Origin of the sequence: Psychrobacillus sp. L3 (genome assembly GCF_042945595.1) — a bacterium.
Classification (GTDB): Bacteria; Bacillota; Bacilli; order Bacillales_A; family Planococcaceae; genus Psychrobacillus.
On record NZ_CP168493.1, the window covers coordinates 1,026,854 to 1,051,016 of the forward strand.

Consider the following 24,163-nt stretch of genomic DNA (forward strand, 5'->3'; position numbering starts at 1 on the left):
CAGTATACATGAATCAGTGGGCAGATGATTAGAATTGGTTGTAATTGAAAAAAATAGATAAAATCCATTAATAAAGAAGCGCTGTGCGAACTTCATTGCATCTTCGTCCGCTTTTAAAAGAATAGAAAGTATCTAATCTCTCATTAACCAAACCTTACGCACCATGTTTCTACATATTTCAAGAAGGTGACGGACAAACATCCGCCACAAGATTACCGGAAAAAGTGTAGCCGATGCTTCGTCCAAAGCACTTTGAAAATAGTAAAGACAGCATGGGCTCAAAGTAATCCTGCGTTTTTCTTATGAAAAATAATAAATATTGCTCTATTAATATGGCGACACTAAATTTAAATTTCGAATAATTTCCAACTCTACTGGATGTTTTGTACAATAGAGAGAAGGAATTATTCGTTTTTTATTTTAAGAAAGTAGGTGCGAATTTGTCATTAAGAATTGTAAGCGGACGATCGGGAACGGGTAAAACAAAGTTTATGCAACAGGAGATAATTGATACTTTACAGGCGGCACCTATTGGCGATCCGCTATTTTATATTGTCCCTGACCAAATGTCATTCTCTAGTGAGTATACACTTGCAGCAGATTCAGGACTTGCGGGTTTAATACGGGCACAAGTAACGACATTTAAACGATTAGCTTGGCGGGTATTGCAGGAAACAGGAGGCATTGCCAAAGAGGAAATTAGCGGATTTGGTTATCGGATGCTAATCCGAAGCTTACTAGAAGATAATAAAGATCAATTCAAATTATTTAAAAGAGCAGCAACAAAACGAGGATTCACAGATCAAATTGAAGTACTTTTGAAGGAATTTAACCGATACTGTTTAGATTATGAAACGATGTCCAATATACTAAATGATTTAGAAAATGTGCAAGCCCCAAAAACATTAAAGGATAAATCTGCTGATTTAGTCATGATGCTCGATTTGATGGAGCAAAAGTTGGGAACGAGCTATATAGACGGAGAAGGGTATTTAACATTACTCGCACAAAAAATTAAAGACTCCTCGCTGCTCGAAACGACGGAAATTTATATAGATGGATTCACTTCTTTTACAACTAGAGAGTTGGAAATAATTCAAGCATTAATGAAAAAAGTAAAACGTATTACGATAGCACTTCCAATGGAATCGCTTGCGGATGCACTGGATGAGCAGTCCTTATTTTATCAACCTGCATCTACATGTAATAGGCTACTAGATATTGCAAACGAGGAAAAAGTAGAAGTAGAAGCGACCGTGCATCAAACAAAGCAAAGACGATTTGTTTCGAAAGAATTAGCGCATATGGAAGCAGACTTTGATCAGGTTCCATCGCGTGAGATTGGGACAGAAGGTAAGCTTCAATTAACAGAAGCAGCAAATAGACGTGCGGAAGTTCACGCAGTTGCACGGAATATACGATCGCTTATGCAACAAAAGGATGTTCGTTATAAAGAAATGGCGATTTTACATCGAGAAGCGGAAGCTTACGAAGGACTAATCGAAACTATTTTTGCGCAATATGAGATTCCGGTGTTTATTAGCCAGAAAAAAACGATGTTACATCATCCGCTAATCGAGTTAAGTCGTTCTGTATTGGAAATCATTCGCACTGATTGGAAGTATGAGCCGACTTTCCGGGCAATTAAAACGGATTTGTTTTTCCCACTAAATGCTTCCAAGAGGGCCTGGAGAGAAAGGGCGGATCGATTAGAAAATTTTGTTCTGTCCTTCGGTATATACGGAGACAGATGGTTCGATGACCGTCGCTGGATATATAAAAAATACCGTGGCCTTGAATTTTATTCGAAAGTTCAAACGGATGAAGAGTTAAGTATTCAAGCGGATATTCATACAGTTAGAGATTTAGTAGTGACTCCCTTAAAAACGCTGGCAGAAAAGCTAGAAGGAAGTAAGACGGGAATTGAAATTGCTACAGCCTTATTTACATTTATGGACACATTGCAAGTTTACGATAAGTTGCAAGTCTTAAAGGAAACAGAAGAGGAAGAAGGGCAATTATTACTTGCAACTGAACATGAGCAAGCATGGAATGAATGGATCAATGTACTAGATCAATTCGTTTTAATGTTTGGGGAAAAAGATATGACACTCGAAGAAGCTTCGAAAATTTTAGAAGAAGGATATGACCAGTTAACCTTTTCTCGAATTCCACCGACAGTCGATCAAGTAGTTGTCGCAAATTTAGATATCGCAAGAATTTCGGATATAAAGGCTGTTTTTGTTCTTGGGGTAAATGACGGTGTATATCCAAAAAGAATGGATCATGAAGGGCTACTCTCGGACACAGAACGCGAATGGTTCGCTCAAATTGGCTTTGAGTTAGCTCCTACCTCCAAAATGCGTTTGCTTGATGAAAACTATTTAGTATATAAAGCATTCACTGCTGCATCCGAATATTTATATGTGTCTTATCCAATTGCAGATAGTGAAGGGAAAGCAATGCTTCCTTCGATGTATATAAAAAAACTTCAGCAAATGGTAGGAAATGTCCAAGTCAATATTGCAGTAATGGATCCGAGCGATTCCACAGAGACTGTTTTTGATTTATCCACCATTAGTCACCCCAGAACTACATTACCCTATGTCGTTATGCAACTAAGGGAAGCGCTGGAGACAGGAGAACTTTCGGAAGTTTGGCAATCCGTTTATCGCTATTATATGGATGATCCTTATTGGTCAAAATTATTGAATAGGATTGTAAAGCCACTTATTCATGGCAATAAAACCGAAAGACTTACGCAGAATATGACATCTGCTCTTTACGGTGAAACGATGATCTCTAGCGTATCACGCGTAGAAAAATATTATAGTTGTCCCTTTGCTCATTTTGCCGCCTACGGTTTAAAGTTAGAGGAACGTTCAGAATATCGTTTGGAAGCACCTGCAATGGGTGATTTATTTCATGCTGCATTAAAATGGATTTCGGATGAAACCAATCGATTAAATCTAATATGGGGCGAGCTTTCGAAAGCGCAGTGTATGCAGCTTGCAAAACAAGCAGTCGATCATATTGTGCCAATCTTTGTCCACCAGTTATTGTTAAGTACGAATCGCTATCGTTATATCCAACGAAAACTAGAACAAATTGTCGCTTCTACACTCATTGCATTAAGTAAACATTCCAATGTCTCTGGTTTCATTCCAATTGCAGTGGAAGCAGGATTTGGTCCTGGTGAAGCTTTACCCGCTTTAGAAATTGGCCTTAAGCATCACAGAATAATGCAGTTGCGTGGAAGAATTGACCGAGTAGATGCTGCAAATGTGAACGGAAATATGTTTGTACGAATCGTGGATTATAAATCTTCTAAAAAAGGCATTGATTTGAACGAAGTGTATCACGGTTTATCCCTGCAAATGTTAACATATTTAGATGTCGCGATAGAAAATGCGCCAATTTGGTTACAGGAAGAAGCACAGCCTGCAGGTGTTTTATATGTACATTTGCATAATCCTTTTATTCAATCGAAAAAAGAAATGGCAGAAGCAGAGTTAGAAGATGCTATTTATAAATCGTACAAAATGAACGGATTGTTACTCGATGAACCAGAAGTCATTATGGAAATGGATGAACAAATAGAAGGTTTTTCCAAAGTAATTCCTGTACGAATGAATAAAGATGGAAATCTATCTAAATCCTCATCGAAAGTAGTGGACCAAGGAGATATGAAACTGCTCCAATCATTCGTACGAAAAAAACATGAACAGGCTGGAAATGGGATGAATGCAGGAGACACTCGTGTTTATCCATATCGTTTAAAAGACAAAATGCCTTGTACGTATTGTTCGTATCGCAGTGTATGTCAGTTTGATCCACAAAATCCTGACCAACCAATACGTCAATTGAAAGCAGAACAACCAGAAATAGTGACGGAAAAAATTCGAGGGGAGATGGGTACAAGTGAACATTCCTAATATGCCAGAAGATTTAACATGGACTCCTGCACAGTGGAAGGCTATTTGGGCTAGTGGTTCAGATGTGCTTGTTTCTGCAGCAGCTGGCTCTGGTAAAACAGCCGTTTTAATCGATCGATTGATTCAAAAAGTAATTGCAAAAGATAATCCGATAAACGTCGACGAACTACTCGTTGTAACGTTTACAAATGCGTCGGCTGCTGAAATGCGTCACCGAATGGGAGAAGCACTGGAGAAAGCAATTGCGATGGATCCCTCATCTGCTCATCTACGTAAGCAGTTAAGTCTGTTAAATAAAGCTCAAATTTCTACGCTCCATTCATTTTGTTTAAATATCGTCCGCCAGTACGCTTATATGTTGACGATAGATCCGGGATTCCGAATCGCAAATGAAACCGAAGCTGCATTAATGCGAGATGATATTTTAGCAGAAGTATTAGAAGAAGCTTATCATGTAGAAAACCCAGAACCAATGTATCGACTTTCGGATAGTTTTACATCTGACCGTGATGACCAGTCGATTGAGACGATGATTGAAAAATTATATACGTATGCACGGGTGCATCCAGAACCAAAGAAATGGTTACTTGCAATTCCAGAAGCATATAATTTAAGCGAAGATGCTTCGATTGATAGTCTTTCATTTATTGGTCCATTGAAGCTGTCGATTGTTCATCAGTTAGAAGAAGCGATTGCGGTGACGGAAGAAATTCGTAAGATAACGAATCTTCCGAATGGACCATCCCCCCTAGCAGAAACAGCGATGAAGGACCAACTCATGATGCAAGAAGCGGTTTCGTTGATGAAAAATGAATCTTGGCGAGATGTGTTTCATTTTTTTCAAAGCTTGTCATGGGGAAAAGCTGCGACCATCAAAAAAGATTCCTGTGACGAAACACTGAAAAAACAAGCGACAGACAAACGAACGAAAGTAAAAAAAATTATCAACGAGTTAAAAGAGAACTTTTTCACGAGAACGCCCGAACGATTATTAGAGGAAATGAGACTGATGGCCCCGCAACTCAAAACATTAGTCGATTTAGCCATTACGTATGGAGAGAGATATTCTGCTGCTAAAAACGATAAAGGACTGGTCGACTTTTCCGATTTAGAGCATTATGCACTGGAAATACTAAGTGTCAGTGAAGAAAATGGAGAATTAAGTCCCTCTGAAATCGCAAAAGAGTATCAAGCTCGTTTCAAAGAAGTATTAGTAGATGAATACCAAGATACAAATAGACTGCAAGAAACTATTTTGCAATTCGTTAAAAGTGGGGACGAGCAGACGGGCAATATGTTCATGGTTGGTGATGTGAAACAATCCATTTATCGTTTTCGTTTAGCAGAACCGATGCTATTTTTAGGAAAGTATCTTCTATTTAACGAAATGCCCATTGACTCGGGTGTGAAAATTGATTTAAACGCAAACTTTAGAAGTCGTAAAGAAGTGTTACATGCTACGAATTATATTTTCCAGCAAATCATGGGAGAAAGTGTAGGGGAAATAAATTACGATGATGCTGCCTCGTTAAAACCCCAAGCACCCTATGACGAAAGTGAAGCAACTGTTGAACTAGCACTTTTATATGAAGTAGAGGACGGTAGTGCGGAAGATTCGGAAGATGAAGTTGTAATCGCAGAAGAAGAGTTAAAAAAATCGCAAGCAGAAGCTCGTTATATCATTTCGAAAATTAAAGAAATGATGGAGACAGGAGCAACTGTTTACGATCCGTGGAAAAAAACAACACGTCCTATTCAATATAGTGATATTGTCATCTTAATGCGCTCCATGACTTGGTCTCAAGAAGTAACTGATCAATTTAAAGAAGCGGGAATTCCATTATATGCCGAGTTATCGAAAGGTTATTTTGAAGCAATTGAAGTACTTATTATGCTCCATACTCTTCGGACAATTGATAACCCTTACCAAGATATTTCGTTAGCTGCTGTTCTGCGTTCGCCTTTCGTTGGATTAACAGAGTCGGAATTGGCACTTATTCGTTTAGCTGCTCCGAAAGATCCATTTTATGACGCATTAAAATTATATATTGCTACTGGAAGAGGCGGGATGTCAGCGGAAACGGAAGAAAAACTGCAACGTTTTGTCCTGCAGTTTGAAGATTGGCGAAATCTAAGTAGAAGAGGTTCACTTGCGGATTTGATTTGGCGAATTTATTTGGATACGAATTATTATGAAATGGTAGGATCTATGCCTAACGGGAAGCAGCGCCAAGCTAACTTACGTATTTTACATGACCGTGCAGTAGATTATGAGAAGACTTCTTTTAGAGGGCTATTTCGCTTTTTACGTTTCATCGATCGTATGCGAAAACGTGGAGATGATTTGGGAGCCGCACGCGCCATTAGTGAAAAAGAAAATGTTGTGCGTTTGATGACGATTCACTCTTCGAAAGGATTGGAATTTCCTATCGTTTTTCTTGGAGGAATGGGACGACCATTTAACCAAATGGACTTTAACGAAGCATATTTATTTGATCAGTCGTTCGGACTTGCAGTAAAAGCAATCGACCCGGACAAACGCATTTCCTTTACTTCCTTGCCATTCTTGGCGATGAAAGAAAAGAAGCAAATGGAGCTAAAAGCTGAAGAAATGCGTGTTTTATATGTTGCGATGACTAGAGCGAAAGAGCATTTAATCCTTACCGCTTCTATAAAAGATTTAGCTAAGACACTCACGAAATGGGAAGATGCTCAATCTGTTTTAGCAGATGAAATGTTACCTGGATATATGCGTGCAAAAGCAAAAAGTTATTTAGATTGGATTGGTCCGGCAATCGCGAGACATGCGGACTACAAACAAATAGCAAATGTAATAGAAGCGAATGTCGTGGAAAGTGAGTCTAAGTGGAAAATTGTTGCAACATGTATAGACGAGTTGAAACTGCGTAAGGAAGTAGAAGTAACAGAAAAAAGACCATTGGATGCATTATTAGTGAGAGATACCTTTCCTTCTTTACCAACCATAAAAGCTCGTTTTGATACTCCATATCCTTTTGAACTTTCGACACATAAACGCTCGAAACAAGCCGTTAGTGAAATAAAGAAAATACAGCAATTAGAGGCTAGTGAAGATCAAGATTATTTCCAAATGGGTAATACCGCGAAGAAAATGCCTTCAATTGCAACGCGGCCTTTTTTCCTTCAACAAGTAAAACTAACAGGAGCAGAGGCTGGAACAGCAGTTCATGCATTTATGCAAAATGTTGATCTAAGTGAAATAAAAACGGTCGAGCAAGTAGAAAATTTTGCGGAAACGCTTGTCCAACGAGAAATATTAACAAAAGCAGAACAAAAGGCAATTGATCCGAAGAAAATGGTTCCATTCTTTCATTCTGAAATAGCAGAGCGACTAAAAAAAGCGCCACAACTAATGCGAGAGTTTCCGTTCACTTACTCTTTAAAAGATGAAGATGGTGATAGCCAAATAATTCAAGGGGTAGTGGACTGCTTGTTTTTAGAAGAGGACGGGCGATGGGTATTACTTGATTATAAGACCGACCGTGTGCAACATTTAGTAGCAAATGAAACTCATTTAATAGAAGAGATGAAAAAACGATACAATATCCAACTATCGCTTTATGCACAAGCAATCGAAGCTATTATGAAAGTCGAGATAAAAGAGAAAGTACTTTATTTATTTGATATAGACAAAACGGTTACATTCTAGGAGGAAAAAAATTGTTGATTCGTCCAACAGAGGTGAAAGAACGAGTAATTTCGATTGATGTGATGAGAGGCTTTGCGCTTTTAGGTATTTTTATCGTCAATATGCTGTTTTTTCATTCTCCGTATATTTATTTTAATCCGTATACATGGTTTCACTTTCCAGGTGATCATGAAACGTTTATGTTGATTGATATCTTCATACAAGGCAGTGTATATCCGTTATTTGCGATGTTATTTGGATACGGACTTTCCATGCAGTTTATGAAAACAAAGGAGAGAGGTACTTCCTTTGCGAAGTTAGCGGTACGAAGATTGTCAGTACTTCTTTTAATTGGATGCATTCATGCGTTTCTAATTTGGTCGGGGGATATTCTAATCACGTATGCACTTGCAGGTTTTGTTCTGTTAGTCCTGATTCGTTTAAAGCCAATTTGGTTGTTTTTTATCAGTGCGGTTTTATTTTTACTTCCGAATGGAGTATTTCATGGATTAATGTACTTGATAGCAAGAGCCAATCCAAATAGTGTCATCATTTATACTGGTATCCAAGAAATTGAATCTTCCGTTATGGCTTTTTCTGAAGGTTCATGGGTCGACATTTTTTGGCAACGCTTAGAAGATTGGTTAACAATGACCCAAAATGGAGCAGTTATTATCGTCATGTTATTTACAATTGTTCCGTTTTTATTATTAGGAGCAGCAGCTGCAAAGCTAAAGTTAATCGAACGAACACGCGAATTAAAAGTATTTTGGATTGTCACGACTATCATTACGCTAATCGGTGGAACTGCTATTAAATGGATTCCTTACTTAACCGAAGCAAATATGTTCACCGTTTCAGTCCAGGATACTTTTGGTGGACCTTTACAAGCAATCGCCTACGCGGGAATCATTGCCCTGATTTGTACTATACCTGTTATGCAAAAACTACTTTCTCCTTTTGCGAAAGCAGGACGTATGTCGATGACTATCTATCTGATGCAATCGATTATCGCTACTACCATTTTCTATTCATACGGATTTGGTTTATATGGGAAGGTAGATATTCAAACAGGAACTTGGATGGCCGTCGGTATATATGTATTCCAGCTTGTATTTGCAGAAATATGGTTTATGAAATTCAAGCAAGGCCCTGTCGAGGCATTGTGGAGAAAACTGACTTATCCAAATAGTTTGTCGAAAATAGGTGAAAAGAAAGTCAATTTGTAATACACTAAGAATAGGAGTCAAAACAATTTGAAGGAGTGTCGACACGATGAAATTATTATCATACCGATTAAATGATGGAATGTACTTCGGACCAAAAGTAAAAAAAGAAGAAGCAGTTTGGGATGTACTAAGTATTCAAGAGACCCTTCAAGTGTTGCCGAGTTTTCCAAAGACAATTATCGAAGGTGTTAGTTTAGATATTGACTTCATAGAACAAATTCGAAAACTTGTCGAAGCAGCTTTAAAAACTGAAAATCCAAATAGTTTTAAACATTTATTTACGGAAATCGAATGGTTATCACCAATTCCACGGACTCCTAAAAATATTATGGCCGTTGGTAAAAATTATGCTGAACATGCGAAAGAAATGGGTGGAGATTCTAATGCTTTTGTTGTTTTCACAAAGGCATCAACAGCTATTGCTGCAGACGAACAAACGCTTTCCGTGCATGCCAATAAAACCTCTTCTTATGATTATGAAGGTGAGCTTGCCATCGTAATAGGTAAAAAAGGAAAAGATATTCCAACTAAACTTGCATATGATTATATATTTGGATATACAATCGCCAATGATTTATCAGCTCGTGATATACAAGATAAACATCAACAGTATTTCCTAGGAAAAAGCTTAGATGGCTCATGTCCACTAGGACCGTATGTAGTAACAAAGGAAGAAATTCCAAATCCACAAGAGTTGACAATTGTGACAAAAGTGAACGGTGAAATTCGTCAAAATGGGAAAACTTCGGATATGACCTTTTCAGTTGAGCAAATTATTTCTAACATTTCTAAAATAGTTACATTAGAGCCAGGTGACGTCATTTTAACCGGATCTCCAGCAGGGGTTGGAAAAGGATTTAATCCTCCTAGATTCTTGAAATCAGGCGATATTGTGAAGATTTCAATTGAAGGAATTGGTACTCTAGTGAACAAATTCGAGTAAAATACTAGCTGAAATGGTAAGATAGATATGTAAAGTAAACGATTGAGGTGAAATAAATGGACTTTTTAGCAAGGACAGATTTACACATTACAACATGGGTAATCGCAATCATTTTGTTTTTTGTAGCTTTAGCAATGGCTAATCCAAAAGTAATTCACATGATTCTACGCGTATTTTATATTTTGGTAATTGTTACAGGTGTTGCATTATTCATTAAAGGGATGGACTTTGGCCAAGGAATGCTTTACGGCTTTAAGCTTTTAGCTGGAATCCTTGTTATAGGTATGATGGAAATGTCATTAGTGAAAAAGAAAAAAGGAAAACCTTTTACATTGTTTGTTGTACTGTTTTTTGTTTTCTTCTTAATCGCTCTATTCCTAGGATTCAAATTACCAATGGGCATTCATTTCTTAGCGTAAAAATAAAAAGCGGCTCCGTCCGCTTTTTATTTTTATGCGACGAGCTTGCGCAGGAGCACACGTTCTTGGCTCCGTCCGCTTTTTATTAATATTCGACGAGCTTTGCGCAGGAGCACCATAAATAAGGAGGGGCTTTCACCGATTTGGGAAAGCTCCTTTTCATTTTTTTAGCAAAAATAATGAATGAAAAAAAGCAGGGAGTGTGCAAATGTTAGGTGTATCCTTACTCATATTCGTCCTAATATTGATGATTGTATTTGTTATTGCTTCATTATTCCTCTCGAAGCAACAAACAGCAAATTCTCCTATCAGAGATGAACTGGATGATTTACATAAAGATATCATTCAACAGCATGATAATGAGGAAAAGCCACCAAAATAATTGGTGGCTTTTCCAATGCTGAATGAGAATACTGAATTGGTCTCGAGTACATGCCAATTGGTTTCGACTTTGTGGATTTGGTATCGGTTAGGGCAAAAATGGTCTCGGGTTCAATCAATATGGTATTGAATAGCCATTTAATGTAAAACAACGTTGAGTTATACTTGCAAGATGACACAGTTTGGACGAAATAGAAGTAATATTTTGGACTTTCGTGCTTAAACAATAGCGATTAAAATGTAGCTTTGATAAAATAACTTTGATATGTTCTAATTGTGTGTCTAGCTTCAGATACAAGCTGTCCCGGGGAATCTCGGAACTTTAAATGTGTGTGTCGCTTTTCTAAATAGAGGAGGGTTTTACGTGAATGTTAAAAAGTGGTTTGTGGCCGCGTTATTAATAAGTGGACTTTGGTTAACAACGACTAAAGAGACGAATGCTGAGGCAAATGCTTCTATACATAACGAAAGTATTTATGATTTATATGTGGACCGTTATTTTAATAAGGTAGTTTCGAATGATATTAACGTCAATGCCCAGGACCCAAATGCATTTGCTGGGGGAGATTTTCTTGGAATTGTGGAGAAAATGGATCATATAAAAGATATGGGATTTACAATCATTTCAATTGGACCAGTTTTTGCTACTGACACATATGATGGAAAACGTGTTCTAGATTTTAATGAGATTGAAAAAAGATTTGGAACGCCAGAAGAGTTTCAAGAGCTTATAAAAGTAGCGCATAAAAAAGGAATGAAAATCGTCGTAGGATTCCCGTTGAATAATTTTAGTGAAAACCATATTTGGAATATGGATACTAAGAAAAAAGAGTGGATTGTCAAAACTGAAAATGGTGTAATGCAAGTGGACCTTGCTAATCCAGAAGTACAGCAGGAATTAGAGAAAGACATTATGGATTTCGCTAAAAAGTATGAAATCGATGGCGTAAAATTTTCCGAATTAGACGGAGCGCCAACTTCATTTATTAATGAAATGATTGCTAGTCTAAAAGAAGTGCGCAATCCCATGTATGCTATTGCTTTAGAAGATTCAGATGCAAACTTTGATACGAATTATTCCAATCAGTTACTGGTTGATTTTAGAGAAGCATTTAAAAATACGGATTTACCTTCTAAAGAGATTGCTTCTACAAATGATAATGATTTATTAATGATCGATCATTTAAATACAGAGAGATTTACTTATTTTAGTGCGCTTGAGAATGTGTTCCCTCCAACGCGCATTAAAATAGCGATGGGTGCAATTCTTGCAATGCCTGGAGTGCCATATATGAGTTATGGAACAGAAATTGCAATGAATGGACAAATCCCTCAAGAAAGCCATCAAGTGATGAACTTTCGAGTGGATGAAGATATTACAAATTATTTAAAAGATATCAATTCCATTCGCAATAAATCAGAAACACTTCGTACAGGTAAAACAGAACTGTTGAAAAATGAGAACGGTTATATTGTATTTAAACGTTATTCAGATAAAGAAACGTTCATTGTAGTTGTGAACAATACAAGTGGTACACAACGAATTGACTTATCAAGCGATGTTGTGGGAGAAAATAAAGAACTTCGAGGAATATTTGAATCAGATATAGTTCGTCCAAACGATGATGGGAAATATAGATTAGTACTAGATCGTGAACTCGTCGAAATTTATCAAGTAACCGACCGCAAAGGTTTAAATACATCTTATATAGTTGCAATGTGTGTAGCATATCTTTTGTTTATCCTATTTTTAGTTACCGTATGGAAAAAAGGAAAACAACGAAAACTAGAAAAACAATAATAAAAAAGAGCTGATTATTCGATTAATCAGCTCTTTTTAATATATGACCTATTTTAAGGTAATTTATTTAAAAAGAATAAGGCCAATGTGTCTGGTCCGGCATGTGCTCCAACAGTAGAGCCAATCAGATGAATTTCAATGCTTTTTGGATGAAATCGTTCTTCTATTAATTGTTTTAGTTCAAGTGCTGTTGCTTCGTCATCCCCGTGACTAATCGCGATATTTTGTTCTTCTAAACGATCGGCACGTTCTCCCATAACATCTATCATTCTTTTAATCACTTTTTTGCGTCCGCGTATTTTTTCGATTGGGACAAGTTTACCTTCTTCGACATGAAGAAGCGGTTTAATGTTGAGTAGTCCTCCAATAAATGCACTTGTTTTAGAAACTCTTCCACCCCTTGCCATATAGTCTAAATCTTCTACTGTGAAAAGATGCTCCATATGCAGAGCAGAAAATCTAATTTTCTCTTCCATCATTGACAAGCTCATTCCTTCATCTCTTAAACGAACTGCTTCTTTTATTAGAAGTCCAATTCCAAGGGATGCACATTTTGAATCGATAATGGTTAACTTTAAATCTGGGTACGTTTCCATTAACTGTTCTTTCATCATCACGGCAGTGCTATAAGTTCCGGAGAGTGCGGATGAGAGTGAAATGTAGAAACCATCTTCTCCAGACTTTGCAAGCTCTTCAAACCGTGATAAAAAAAGTTCTGGTGAAGCTTGAGAAGTTTTTGGTTGTTTACCAGCACGAATTGCTGCGTACACTTCTTTGGAATCAATTCCAATAATATCTTCATATTCATCCTTGTCTATATGCACTCTTAGCGGGATCAATTCTACATTATGTAATTCATAAAAAGATTTAGGTAAATCACAAGCACTATCAGCGAATAATTTCATTTCCATCCTCCTAAATTATCATAATTTCTTTAACATCAATCGGTCTATTAAAAATTCTGCAATTCCGTCTTCATTATTAGATAAAGTAACTTCATTTGCAATGTTTTGAAGAGGTGCAATTGCATTTCCCATTGCAACACCAATTCCGGCATAGTCAATCATTTCTAAATCATTGTCTTCATCGCCAAAAGCGATAATTCGTTCTTTTGGAATGTCTAAATACTCGGAGACATGCGCTAAACCAACTGCCTTGTTTAAGCCGTGTCGTACTACTTCAATTATATCCCAAGGTGCTCCCCAACGACGATGGTCAATTACTTCGGCATGTACATCTCGTAAATGATTACGAACCAATTCTACCGAACCTTCCTCTGCATGAATGAGTAAGCTTGTCGGATCCGTTTTCAAGAAAGTACGTAAATCGCCAGTAGTAATATGTGGATTTCCCAGTGCAAATGCAGAAATCATTTGTTCATCATGATGATGTAAGTACACGTCATCTAACACTTCTGCGAGCATATTTTTAATAGAATAGCTTTGAACCGCTTCTACAACTTCTTTTACAACATGGAGTTCTATCGGTTTATGAATTGTATTCCAGGAAGAATTCGTTGGATGATGGACAAATGCCCCATTAAAGTTGACGATTGGCGTATGTAATCCAAGCTCCTTATAATACATCTCACTGGATCTATAAGGCCTACCAGTTGCGATCATTACTTCATGACCTTCGCTTTTCGCCTGTAATAGTATATTCTTCGTTTTATGTGAAATTACCTTCTTATCTGTTAATAAAGTTCCATCTAAATCTAAAACAATTAAGTGTCGTTGCATATTAAATTCTCCTTTCCTTCTATTAAAGTGTATCGTTTTCCAGTTTAAACGTCAAAATGATAGGAACCAGTCTTTTGGACATATCCAATTACTTTGTTAAAATAATATTAAAGAGGAAAGGTGGGCTATGAATGATCGTACAATTAGAATCATGGAGTAATATACCTTTACTACATATTTATACGAATCAAACAAATAATCATTCTCCTATTGTCATCTTTCTACATGGTTTTGAAAGTGCGAAAGAGCACAATCTGCATTATGCCTATCAACTAGCAAATAAAGGATGCCGGGTAATCTTACCGGATGCGCATTTACACGGTGACAGAGACGAAAAATTAGATCAAGTCGAAATAAGTCTTCGTTTTTGGGAAACGGTACTAACTTCCATTGAGGAAGTCGGAAAAATAAAAGAAGAACTAAGAACAAGAGGTTATTGGACCGATCAAAAAATTGGTATTGGTGGAACATCAATGGGGGGTATCACGACACTTGGTTGCTTAACTGTCTACCCATGGATAGACGCTGCCGCTATAATGATGGGAACTCCAAGTTATGTTCAAATTGCGAAAGCTCAAATCGAACAACTTGAGAAAAAGGGATCTCCAATACCTTTGTATTTGGAGGAAAAGGACAATATTTTCCACACCTTATCTACTTTTGATGCTTCGATTCATATGGATAGACTTGCAAATAAGTCATTGTTTTTTTGGCATGGAGAAAAAGATGCTATTGTTCCTTTTGCGCCAACCGCTCATTTTATTGAGGAATATGAAAAACGGTATGGGAATAAACAATTAGTTTTTATGAAAGAAAAAACAGCAGGTCATGCAGTTAACCGTAAAGGATTATTAGCAGCAACTAAATGGCTTGCAGACAATTTGGCATAATGAGTGGACTTTGTTATGATGAACAAAAGTAGTAAGGGGGATTTATAATGGATCAAGATATGAAAGATAGTATGATGAGTGCGCTCGAAAATGTAATTGACCCAGAACTAGGGGTAGATATTGTTAATTTAGGTTTAGTTTATGATGTAGAGTTGACGGAAGAAGGTACCGCAACTGTTACGATGACGCTTACTTCTATTGGTTGTCCAATGGGGCCAATGATTGTAGATCAAGTTAAAACGGCGCTTGGTGAATTACCAGAAGTGAAGGAAACAGAAGTAAATGTCGTTTTCAATCCACCATGGTCAAGAGATAATATGTCTCGTTATGCGAAAATTGCATTGGGCATTCGATAAAAACATCCTGTTTATGTTGAACAAATTAGGGAAACTCTCATACTAGGAGTTTCCCTAATTTTTATGTCTTTAAATAGAAGCAATTACATTTTAGGATCGAGATAACACAACTATTTTTGTCGACTCTATAGCATGAGCAAATACAGAATGATAAACAGTTTCACAAAAAGCAGTAGTTTCCCCAATAATACTTAGTGACCCAGTAATTTTAAGTGTAAATAGCCTGCCGCTGTTCGTATTTTTCGTAATTCTTCCCGAACCTTCTAAAACAAAATACACTTCATCCGAACGTTCCCTTCATATACATTCTTAACCTTTCCATTATTATAAAAATAAAGTTACAATAACTTATCCTTATCGTTCAAATAAGAAAGAATCACTTCTCTTTACAAATTAGAGGAAAGAATATTATAATTTAATTAGTCAAAAAAGGTCAAACTTTTTTTAGAGGAGATGTTTGGTGATGCAAATGAAACAAACAGATGAAAAAAGTCCATTAGAAACATATGGACGTAATCTAGTTACTGCTGTAAAAGAAGGAAAAATGGATCCTGTTATTGGTCGTGACCAAGAAATACGGGACGTAATTCGTATATTATCTAGAAAAACAAAAAATAATCCCGTGTTAATAGGGGAACCTGGTGTTGGTAAAACAGCAATTGTAGAAGGATTAGCGCAAAGAATTGTGCGAAAAGATGTTCCAGAAGGATTAAAAGAAAAAGAAATTTTTGAACTGGATATGAGTTCTTTAATCGCTGGTGCGAAATATCGTGGTGAATTCGAAGAACGATTACAAGCTGTTTTAAAGCAAGTAAAAGATAGCGAAGGACAAATTATTTTATTTATAGATGAAATTCATACAATTGTTGGAGCGGGGAAATCAGACGGTGCAATGGATGCAGGGAATATGTTGAAACCAATGCTAGCCCGAGGAGAATTGCATTGTATAGGGGCAACTACTTTGGATGAATATCGGATGTATATTGAAAAAGATCCTGCACTTGAAAGAAGATTCCAACAAGTTCTTGTAAGAGAGCCTTCCGTTGAAGATACGGTTTCCATTTTACGTGGATTAAAAGAGCGCTTTGAATTGCATCACGGTGTTCGCATTCATGACCGAGCAATTATTGCCGCATCAGAATTATCTAATCGTTATATTACCGAACGTTTTTTACCAGACAAAGCAATCGATCTAGTAGACGAAGCATGTGCCATGATTCGAACAGAAATTGACTCGATGCCGCAAGAACTAGATGAAGTAACACGAAAAATAATGCAGCTTCAAATTGAAGAACAAGCATTAATGAAGGAAAAAGACGCGGCCAGTAAAAAAAGATTAGAACAAATACGTCATGACTTGAAAGAAATAGAGCAATCTACAAGTGAAATGCGTAACAAGTGGGAAAAGGAAAAAGAAGCAATTCAAGTTATTCAACAAAAAAGAGAAGAACTTGACCGATATCGTCGAGAATTGGAAGATGCAGAAAATAAGTATGATTTGAATAAAGCTGCCGAACTTCGCCATGGGAAAATTCCAACCTTAGAAAAAGAGCTTCAAGTATATGAACAACAAGTAAACGAAGAAACGGAATCACGCTTGTTACGAGAAGAAGTAACCGCAGAAGAAATTGCATCCATCGTTTCAAGATGGACTGGTATTCCAGTTACAAAATTGGTAGAAGGTGAACGAGAAAAGCTTCTTCGTTTAAAAGAAACACTTGCTGAGCGAGTAGTTGGTCAAGACCAAGCCGTGCAATTAGTAACGGAAGCGGTATGGCGTGCACGAGCTGGTATTAAAGATCCGAGGAAACCAATTGGATCATTCCTGTTTTTAGGACCAACAGGTGTAGGGAAGACAGAACTTGCCAAGTCACTAGCAGCAAATTTATTTGATTCGGAAGAGCATTTTATCCGCATTGATATGTCTGAATATATGGAGAAGCATAGTGTCTCCCGTTTAGTTGGTGCGCCTCCAGGCTATATTGGTTATGAAGAAGGCGGTCAATTAACCGAAGCGGTACGTAGAAATCCATATTCTGTTGTGTTATTAGACGAAATAGAAAAAGCACACCCAGATGTTGCAAATATATTATTGCAACTAATGGATGATGGCCGTATCACCGATAGCCAAGGAAGAATAGTCAATTTTACAAACACAGTCGTCATATTAACTTCTAATATTGGTTCTCAATTTCTTGGAAACACTACGGGGATCATTAGCGAAGAGGAAGAAAGCCTTGTAATGGCTTCTTTACGGGAACATTTTAAACCAGAGTTATTAAATCGTTTAGATGAAATTATTATGTTCCACTCATTAACGACACAACATTTTGAAAAAATTGTGGAGAAATATGTCAAACAACTGCAAGATCGTGTTCACGAACAAGAATTAATTTTGCAAGTGGATGGAGCAGTGCTTAAATGGATTGTGTCAGAAGGCACTGACGCTGCATTTGGTGCAAGACCATTAAAACGTTTTATTCAACGACATTTAGAAACTGCAGTAGCAAAACTACTAATCGGAGGAACGATTCTTCCAGGAAGTACAATAGAAGCAACTATTGAAGAAGGCCAATTAGTTATTAAATAGGATAATTACAGTATTCGAGTGCTTGGTCGTAACAATTACAAGATAACTCTGTCAAATCGCAAGATTAATACTCAGAATCGCAAAATAGCGGATATTCGCAGTCCACACGCTAGGTCAACACTTTGAATTTGCGATAAGCAAGGTTGATCTTGCGTTATCCTGTTTTAATTTGCCGATGCACTAAAAAACAGCTCCCGCACTTTGTTTGCGGGAGCTGTTTTTTAGTGTTGTTCTGATGGAGCTGGTTCGTTTGGAATAATTGCTGTGATGATAAAAATCATAATAGCAACAGGAATAGACATAATTAAACCATGCATAAATACAAAGGGTTGATCTTGTACAGAGCTTACTACGTAATTCAACATAGAAACTAGTATTACAGACCAAATAAGTGTCATAATATATTTCATTTGTTTCACCTCAAGCTATTTTTACTATGTATATCATATCATACCACTAGCTAATTCAAAAGAAAATTTGCAGATTCAAACTATGTTGTTGAAAAATGTTCACTTATTCGTTATTATTGTTACCAGGTACTAATAATAGATTATAAGAAAAGAGGAACTTTTGTGAATGCAGGAATAATTGGTTTAGGAACTTATTCACCAGAGCAGATTTTAACAAATGCAGACCTTGAGAAAAAAGTAGATACATCCGACGAATGGATTCGAACTAGAACTGGAATAGAAGAAAGAAGAATTGCTGGACCCGAACAAGATACATCACATTTAGCTTTTGAAGCAGCAAAAGAAGCAATAAAAGATGCAGGAATTTCACCAGAACAAATTGGGCTGATACTTGTTGCAACGGTTACACCAGATCGTCCGTTTCCAAGTGTTTCTACAATGCTTCAAGATCAACTTGGTGCTAAAAACGCTGCGGCAATGGACATCTCTGCAGCATGTGCAGGGTTTATGTATGGTTTAGTAACTGCAAAACAATTTGTAGAATCAGATACGTATTCTCATGTACTTGTTGTAGGAGTTGAAAAACTTTCTAAAATTACAAATTGGGAAGACCGCAACACGGCAGTACTATTTGGAGACGGAGCAGGTGCCGCTGTTGTAAGTAAAGTATCAGAAGGACGCGGAATTTTATCATTCGAACTTGGTGCTGATGGAAGCGGCGGCAAACATCTATACCAAGATGGGCCTCATCTTGCAATGAATGGTAGAGAAGTATTTAAGTTTGCAGTTCGACAAATGGGTGAATCAGCAGTTAATGTTATAGAGAAAGCTGGTCTTTCGAAAGAAGATATTGATATGCTAATCCCGCATCAAGCCAATATTCGTATAATGGATGCATCGCGAGAAAGATTAGGATTACCTGTCGAAAAAATGTCGAAAACGATCCATAAGTATGGTAATACTTCGTCTGCATCCATTCCACTTTCATTAAAAGAAGAAGTAGTGAATGGGAAAGTGAAAGATGATGACATTATTGTTATGGTCGGATTTGGTGGTGGCTTAACTTGGGGTGCCATTACATTAAAATGGGGAAAATAACTGGGGAACATTGGGAGGAAGAATATATATGACAAAACGTAGGGTTGTCGTAACAGGAGTCGGTGCTGTTACACCACTAGGAAATGATATAGAAACAACTTGGTCGGCTATTAAAGAAGGAAAATCAGGCGTGGGTATGCTTACACGATTGGATGCAAGTCAGTTTTCCGCAAAAGTTGCAGCTGAAGTAAAAGATTTCGATATTGAGAAATATATTGAGAAAAAAGATGCTCGTAAGATGGATCGTTTTACTCATTATGCACTTGCGGCTTCTATCATGGCGGTAGAAGACGCTAATTTAACGATTACAGAAGAGATTGGTCTACGAACTGGTGTATGGATTGGTTCGGGAATTGGTGGGATGGAGACATACGAAGCACAGTTCCGTGTATTTTTAGAAAAAGGTGCTCGTCGTGTAAGTCCATTTTTTGTTCCGATGATGATTCCAGATATGGCGGCAGGTCAAGTGTCGATTCATTTTGGAGCAAAAGCGATTAATTCATGTAGTGTAACAGCTTGTGCATCAGGAACAAACTCCATTGGTGATGCATTTAAAGTAATTGAGCGTGGGGACGCGGATGTAATGATTACAGGTGGTGCTGAATCTCCGATTACACATATGTCTGTTGCTGGGTTTTGTTCAAACACCGCACTTACGTTAAATACAGATCCGCAAACTGCCTCAAGACCATTTGATGCAAACCGTGATGGATTTGTAATCGGAGAAGGTGCAGGGATAATCATTTTAGAAGAGTATGAACATGCAGTAGCACGTGGTGCGAAAATTTATGCAGAGATTATTGGATATGGCTCAACAGGTGATGCACATCATATTACTGCTCCTGCACCTGGAGGAGAAGGAGCAGCTCGTGCCATGAAACAAGCAATTGCAGATGCAGGTATTAAACCAGAACAAATCGATTATATTAACGCTCATGGAACAAGCACGCCTTATAATGATCAGTTTGAAACAATGGCTGTTAAATCTGTTTTTGGGGAACATGCATATAATTTAGCAATGAGTTCTACAAAATCAATGACAGGGCACTTACTAGGAGCTGCAGGTGGAGTAGAAGCGATTTTCACTGTATTAGCTTTAAAAGAAGGAATATTGCCACCAACGATGAATTTAGAAACACCAGATCCAGAATGCGACTTGGATTATGTACCAAATGCCGCTAGAAATGCGGAAATTGAGTACGCAATGAGCAATTCACTCGGTTTTGGTGGACATAATGCTAGTATTTTATTCAAAAAATAAGATACAAAACGTACAAAAAATATGTAAATATTAATATTAGAAAATAAAGTAAAACAAAAAAGTATTTCCCAAAATAATTGGGAAATACTTTTTTTATATTATAAAAATAATACGTGAATACTTCAATAATTTAAAGGGGTGGTTCGCTAAAGTATACATTTGAAAAATTCCATTTCTGTGTTTTATATTGTCGGAATTGGGAGAATTAATTATCTTATTAAAATAATTTATTAAATTAGTGAATTTTAACGAAAGTGTTGATATGAGAAGGTTTAAAAAGAATTTTTCATTTTCAAAAAAGAGTAAATTAAGGGAATAATAAAAAAATGTATTGCGATTGTAATGATACTGTAATAGAATTTACACGAGAGATGAATTAACAGAAAAATTGAAATTTAGGGTTGTGTATAGAGATAAAAAATTTACCTTACAGAAAATACCATACATTCGAGTGATTTAACGTCAAGAGAAGAAACGGATGAGAATCGTTGGAAGTTTGATGCAGGAAGGGAGTTTTATTTTAGACATGACAAATAAACTATTGGAAATTAAAGATTTACACACTGGTTTTCGCATTAAAGATACATATTATGATGCAGTCGATGGCGTATCGATCACATTAAAGCAAAATGAAATTCTTGCAATTGTTGGAGAGTCAGGTTGTGGAAAGAGTACTTTAGCAACATCTATAATCGGACTTCATGATCATAATAAAACAAGAGTACAAGGTGAGATTAATTACAACGGAGAAAACCTAGCAAGCCTTGATGAAGAAAAGTTTAATAAAGTAAGAGGTGAAGAGATTGGAATGATATTCCAAGATCCTTTATCTGCTTTAAATCCACTTATGCATATTGGTGATCAAATAGAAGAAGGATTAATATACCATACGAAGATGTCTAAAAATGATAGGGAAAAACGTGTATTAGAGTTGTTAGCGCAGGTAGGTATTCCTAATCCTAGGAGAACTGCAAAGCAATTTCCACATCAGCTATCTGGTGGTATGAGACAGCGTGTTATTATAGCAATTGCAATTTCCTGTAAGCCTAAGGTAATTATCGCTGACGAACCGACAACTGCTTTAGACGTTACAATACAAGCTCAAATACTGGATTTGCTAAAAGATCTACAAGCAGAAACAGGAGCGGGAATAATTTTGATCACTCATGATTTAGGAGTTGTAGCGGAAGTAGCAGATCGGGTTGCAGTTATGTATGCTGGAGAGATAATTGAAGAAGCTTCAGTAGAAGACTTATTTTCGAATCCAAAGCATCCTTATACACGATCATTATTTAACTCTATACCCCAAATGAATAGTGAAAATGAAAAACTTCAAGTAATACAAGGAATGGTACCTTCTCTGATGAATCTACCAAGAAGTGGATGCCGATTCTCAGCGAGGATTCCATGGATTCCAAGTATCGCACATGAAGAAAATCCAACACTTCATGAAGTTTCTCCAGGTCATTTAGTTAGATGTACTTGCTGGAAGCACTTTCATTTTGAAAGTGAAGAAGGAGGAAATTCACGATGAGTTTTATGCAAATTAATGATTTACGTGTCCACTATCCAATTCGTGGAGGCTTTTTTAATACAGTTATTGATAATGTTCATGCAGTCGATGGAATCAATTTAGAATTCGAAAAAGGGAAGGCATATGGTTTAGTTGGGGAATCAGGTTGTGGAAAATCAACCACTGGAAAATCAATCATTGGGCTTGAAAAAATTACTTCTGGAACCATTATTTATGAAGGGGAAGATGTTACAAACAAACGTCGCAACCCTAATTCAACGTTTAATCGTGATATACAAATGATTTTCCAAGATGCGAATTCCAGCCTTAATCCTCGTAAACGTGTACAAGATATTATTGCAGAGCCAATACGAAACTTTTTGAAGTTAACGCCTGATGAGGAAAAACGAAAAATCAATGAATTATTAGCAATCGTCGGAATGAATGAAGATGCGAAAGTAAAATATCCACATGAATTTTCAGGTGGTCAAAAGCAGCGAATTGGAATTGCACGAGCGATTGCCTGTAATCCAAAGCTGATTATTGCGGACGAACCAGTATCAGCATTAGATCTTTCCGTTCAAGCGCAAGTGCTGAACTTTATGAAAGATATTCAAGAGGAATTTGGTTTAAGCTACTTGTTTATCTCCCATGATTTAGGAGTCGTTAAACATATGTGTGAGCATATTTCTATCATGTATAAAGGTAGATTCGTTGAGTCTGGAAATCGAGAAGACATTTATACGAATCCACAACATATTTATACGAAGCGATTATTATCTGCAATTCCTGATGTTAATCCAATAGGTCGGGATGTTCGAAAAAGAGAACGTATTAAAGTGGAATCTGATTATGTAATCGAGCATAAAAATTATTATGATCCAAACGGAAGAGTATTTGACTTAAAAAAATTGACAGATACACATTTTGTAGCGATGAGTGCTCACGAAAAGGGGGGCATGTAATATGTGGAAAACAATTGTAAGACGAACATTAATCATGATTCCACAACTAATCGTTCTAAGCTTATTAATTTTCATGATGGCTAAATTTATGCCAGGAGATCCTTTTACGGGAAAGATTACACCAGAGACGGATCCTAATCGTATAGAAGAACTACGTGAGTTGGCCGGTTTAAATGATCCGTGGTATGAACAGTACGCCCACTGGATGTTAAACGCAGTGCAAGGGGATTTTGGTAAAAGTTATACGTATAAAATAGGTGTTTCAACTTTGATTGGTGAAAGAGCTATAAATACTTTTTGGTTATCTTTAGTAAGTGCTATTTTGTTATATCTAATAGCTATTCCACTTGGGATTATAGCTGGCCGTTATCAAGATACATTAGCAGATAAGTTAATCGTATTGTATAGTTTCATCGTTTATGCAATTCCGACGTTCGTTTTGTCTTTGATTTTCTTATTTCTTTTCGGATATAAATTACACTGGTTCCCAACTGTCGGTAGTGTAGATATTCAATATGATCCAGGTACTTTTGGATACATATGGAGCAAAATTTACCATATGTTGTTACCAGCTATAACTTATGCGGTATTAGCTACTACTGGCGTTATTCAGTATTTACGTTCTGAAATTATTGATTCTAAAAGCCAAGATTATGTTAGAACTGCACGAAGTAAAGGTATTCCAATTAGTAAGGTATATTCCAAACATATTCTAAGAAATTCCTTGCTACCAATAGCAGCTTTTTTTGGATTTACAATAACCGGTCTGTTAGGTGGTTCTATCTTTATTGAAACAATTTTCGGTTATCCAGGGATGGGACAGTTATTTATTTCATCTATTGCATCACGTGACTACAGTGTAATTACTGCACTTGTTATGTTATTTGGATTCTTAACGTTATTAGGTAGTCTACTGTCCGATATTATCATGAGTATTGTTGACCCAAGAATAAGGATAGAGTAGAC

At 36.8% G+C, this 24,163-nt stretch carries 18 protein-coding genes and 1 pseudogene; 15 read left to right on the forward strand and 4 right to left on the reverse strand.

Annotated elements, in window-relative coordinates; translation table 11 throughout:
* The first annotated feature begins 440 nt into the window (after positions 1–440).
* The 7 genes from addB (at position 441) to ACEPXD_RS04840 (ending at position 12,375) form a co-directional block, all read left to right on the forward strand.
* Entirely contained in the window at positions 441–3,935 is a 3,495-nt protein-coding gene (addB, locus tag ACEPXD_RS04810; RefSeq protein ID WP_391120450.1) for a helicase-exonuclease AddAB subunit AddB, read from the forward strand.
* Between the two features lies 1 nt (position 3,936).
* A complete protein-coding gene (gene addA / locus ACEPXD_RS04815; RefSeq protein ID WP_391123015.1) occupies positions 3,937–7,623 on the forward strand; it encodes a helicase-exonuclease AddAB subunit AddA in 3,687 nt (1,228 codons plus the stop codon).
* Positions 7,624–7,637: 14 nt separating this feature from the next.
* Positions 7,638–8,831, forward strand: a complete 1,194-nt coding sequence (locus ACEPXD_RS04820) for a DUF418 domain-containing protein (RefSeq protein WP_391120452.1) — start codon at positions 7,638–7,640, stop codon at positions 8,829–8,831.
* A 46-nt stretch (positions 8,832–8,877) separates the two neighbouring features.
* Positions 8,878–9,774: a fumarylacetoacetate hydrolase family protein gene (locus ACEPXD_RS04825; protein ID WP_391120454.1), complete on the forward strand. Its 897-nt coding sequence runs from the start codon at positions 8,878–8,880 to the stop codon at positions 9,772–9,774.
* Between the two features lie 56 nt (positions 9,775–9,830).
* Complete coding sequence (locus ACEPXD_RS04830; protein WP_391120456.1) at positions 9,831–10,193, forward strand: YisL family protein; 363 nt, start codon at positions 9,831–9,833, stop codon at positions 10,191–10,193.
* A gap of 208 nt (positions 10,194–10,401) precedes the next feature.
* Positions 10,402–10,575 (forward strand): hypothetical protein, encoded by a 174-nt coding sequence (locus ACEPXD_RS04835; RefSeq protein WP_391120458.1) that lies wholly within the window; start codon positions 10,402–10,404, stop codon positions 10,573–10,575.
* 363 nt (positions 10,576–10,938) lie between these two features.
* Entirely contained in the window at positions 10,939–12,375 is a 1,437-nt protein-coding gene (locus tag ACEPXD_RS04840) for an alpha-amylase family glycosyl hydrolase (RefSeq protein ID WP_391120460.1), read from the forward strand.
* Between the two features lie 53 nt (positions 12,376–12,428).
* On the opposite strand, the gene ACEPXD_RS04845 is transcribed toward ACEPXD_RS04840, so the two are convergent.
* Both ACEPXD_RS04845 and ACEPXD_RS04850 read right to left on the reverse strand, forming a co-directional pair.
* The gene (locus ACEPXD_RS04845; protein ID WP_391120462.1) at positions 12,429–13,280 is read right to left on the reverse strand and encodes a DegV family protein; all 852 of its coding nucleotides are present in this window, start codon (positions 13,278–13,280) and stop codon (positions 12,429–12,431) included.
* Between the two features lie 18 nt (positions 13,281–13,298).
* Positions 13,299–14,114: a Cof-type HAD-IIB family hydrolase gene (locus ACEPXD_RS04850; RefSeq protein ID WP_391120464.1), complete on the reverse strand. Its 816-nt coding sequence runs from the start codon at positions 14,112–14,114 to the stop codon at positions 13,299–13,301.
* Positions 14,115–14,245: 131 nt separating this feature from the next.
* Here ACEPXD_RS04850 and ACEPXD_RS04855 point away from each other — a divergent pair, with 131 nt between their 5' ends.
* Both ACEPXD_RS04855 and ACEPXD_RS04860 read left to right on the forward strand, forming a co-directional pair.
* Positions 14,246–15,004 (forward strand): prolyl oligopeptidase family serine peptidase, encoded by a 759-nt coding sequence (locus ACEPXD_RS04855; protein ID WP_391120466.1) that lies wholly within the window; start codon positions 14,246–14,248, stop codon positions 15,002–15,004.
* 47 nt (positions 15,005–15,051) lie between these two features.
* The gene (locus ACEPXD_RS04860) at positions 15,052–15,360 is read left to right on the forward strand and encodes a metal-sulfur cluster assembly factor (protein ID WP_391120468.1); all 309 of its coding nucleotides are present in this window, start codon (positions 15,052–15,054) and stop codon (positions 15,358–15,360) included.
* A 90-nt stretch (positions 15,361–15,450) separates the two neighbouring features.
* Here the strand turns inward: ACEPXD_RS04860 and ACEPXD_RS04865 are convergent.
* Positions 15,451–15,642, reverse strand: a pseudogene (locus ACEPXD_RS04865) (cyclic nucleotide-binding domain-containing protein); the annotation flags it as partial.
* A 181-nt stretch (positions 15,643–15,823) separates the two neighbouring features.
* On the opposite strand from ACEPXD_RS04865, the gene ACEPXD_RS04870 reads away from it, so the two are divergent.
* Positions 15,824–17,950, forward strand: coding sequence for an ATP-dependent Clp protease ATP-binding subunit (locus ACEPXD_RS04870; protein ID WP_391120470.1), 2,127 nt, complete (start codon positions 15,824–15,826; stop codon positions 17,948–17,950).
* A gap of 221 nt (positions 17,951–18,171) precedes the next feature.
* Here the strand turns inward: ACEPXD_RS04870 and ACEPXD_RS04875 are convergent, their stop codons facing one another.
* Positions 18,172–18,360 (reverse strand): YjzD family protein, encoded by a 189-nt coding sequence (locus ACEPXD_RS04875; RefSeq protein WP_391120472.1) that lies wholly within the window; start codon positions 18,358–18,360, stop codon positions 18,172–18,174.
* Between the two features lie 162 nt (positions 18,361–18,522).
* Here ACEPXD_RS04875 and ACEPXD_RS04880 point away from each other — a divergent pair, with 162 nt between their 5' ends.
* From ACEPXD_RS04880 to opp4B, 5 genes are all read left to right on the forward strand, one after another.
* Positions 18,523–19,458: a beta-ketoacyl-ACP synthase III gene (locus tag ACEPXD_RS04880; protein ID WP_151699178.1), complete on the forward strand. Its 936-nt coding sequence runs from the start codon at positions 18,523–18,525 to the stop codon at positions 19,456–19,458.
* A gap of 28 nt (positions 19,459–19,486) precedes the next feature.
* Entirely contained in the window at positions 19,487–20,719 is a 1,233-nt protein-coding gene (fabF, locus tag ACEPXD_RS04885) for a beta-ketoacyl-ACP synthase II (protein ID WP_391120474.1), read from the forward strand.
* A gap of 478 nt (positions 20,720–21,197) precedes the next feature.
* Complete coding sequence (locus tag ACEPXD_RS04890) at positions 21,198–22,253, forward strand: ABC transporter ATP-binding protein (RefSeq protein ID WP_391120476.1); 1,056 nt, start codon at positions 21,198–21,200, stop codon at positions 22,251–22,253.
* On the forward strand, positions 22,250–23,197 hold the full coding sequence (locus ACEPXD_RS04895) for an ATP-binding cassette domain-containing protein (RefSeq protein WP_391120478.1): 948 nt from the start codon (positions 22,250–22,252) through the stop codon (positions 23,195–23,197). Before ACEPXD_RS04890 ends, ACEPXD_RS04895 begins: the two co-directional genes overlap by 4 nt.
* Before the next feature lies 1 nt (position 23,198).
* Complete coding sequence (gene opp4B / locus ACEPXD_RS04900) at positions 23,199–24,161, forward strand: oligopeptide ABC transporter permease (protein WP_391120480.1); 963 nt, start codon at positions 23,199–23,201, stop codon at positions 24,159–24,161.
* Positions 24,162–24,163: the final 2 nt, after the last annotated feature.

What these genes read in the sequence shown, in the direction of transcription:
- ACEPXD_RS04835 (WP_391120458.1), top strand. Translation starts at nt 10,402, where the DNA reads ATGTTAGGTGTATCCTTACTCATATTCGTCCTAATATTGATGATTGTA.
- ACEPXD_RS04860 (WP_391120468.1), top strand. Translation starts at nt 15,052, where the DNA reads ATGGATCAAGATATGAAAGATAGTATGATGAGTGCGCTCGAAAATGTA.
- opp4B (WP_391120480.1), top strand. Translation starts at nt 23,199, where the DNA reads ATGTGGAAAACAATTGTAAGACGAACATTAATCATGATTCCACAACTA.
- ACEPXD_RS04870 (WP_391120470.1), top strand. Translation starts at nt 15,824, where the DNA reads ATGCAAATGAAACAAACAGATGAAAAAAGTCCATTAGAAACATATGGA.
- ACEPXD_RS04825 (WP_391120454.1), top strand. Translation starts at nt 8,878, where the DNA reads ATGAAATTATTATCATACCGATTAAATGATGGAATGTACTTCGGACCA.
- ACEPXD_RS04875 (WP_391120472.1), bottom strand. Translation starts at nt 18,360, where the DNA reads ATGAAATATATTATGACACTTATTTGGTCTGTAATACTAGTTTCTATG.
- addA (WP_391123015.1), top strand. Translation starts at nt 3,937, where the DNA reads ATGCCAGAAGATTTAACATGGACTCCTGCACAGTGGAAGGCTATTTGG.
- ACEPXD_RS04850 (WP_391120464.1), bottom strand. Translation starts at nt 14,114, where the DNA reads ATGCAACGACACTTAATTGTTTTAGATTTAGATGGAACTTTATTAACA.
- ACEPXD_RS04855 (WP_391120466.1), top strand. Translation starts at nt 14,246, where the DNA reads ATGATCGTACAATTAGAATCATGGAGTAATATACCTTTACTACATATT.
- ACEPXD_RS04845 (WP_391120462.1), bottom strand. Translation starts at nt 13,280, where the DNA reads ATGAAATTATTCGCTGATAGTGCTTGTGATTTACCTAAATCTTTTTAT.
- ACEPXD_RS04890 (WP_391120476.1), top strand. Translation starts at nt 21,198, where the DNA reads ATGAGAATCGTTGGAAGTTTGATGCAGGAAGGGAGTTTTATTTTAGAC.
- fabF (WP_391120474.1), top strand. Translation starts at nt 19,487, where the DNA reads ATGACAAAACGTAGGGTTGTCGTAACAGGAGTCGGTGCTGTTACACCA.
- ACEPXD_RS04895 (WP_391120478.1), top strand. Translation starts at nt 22,250, where the DNA reads ATGAGTTTTATGCAAATTAATGATTTACGTGTCCACTATCCAATTCGT.
- ACEPXD_RS04830 (WP_391120456.1), top strand. Translation starts at nt 9,831, where the DNA reads ATGGACTTTTTAGCAAGGACAGATTTACACATTACAACATGGGTAATC.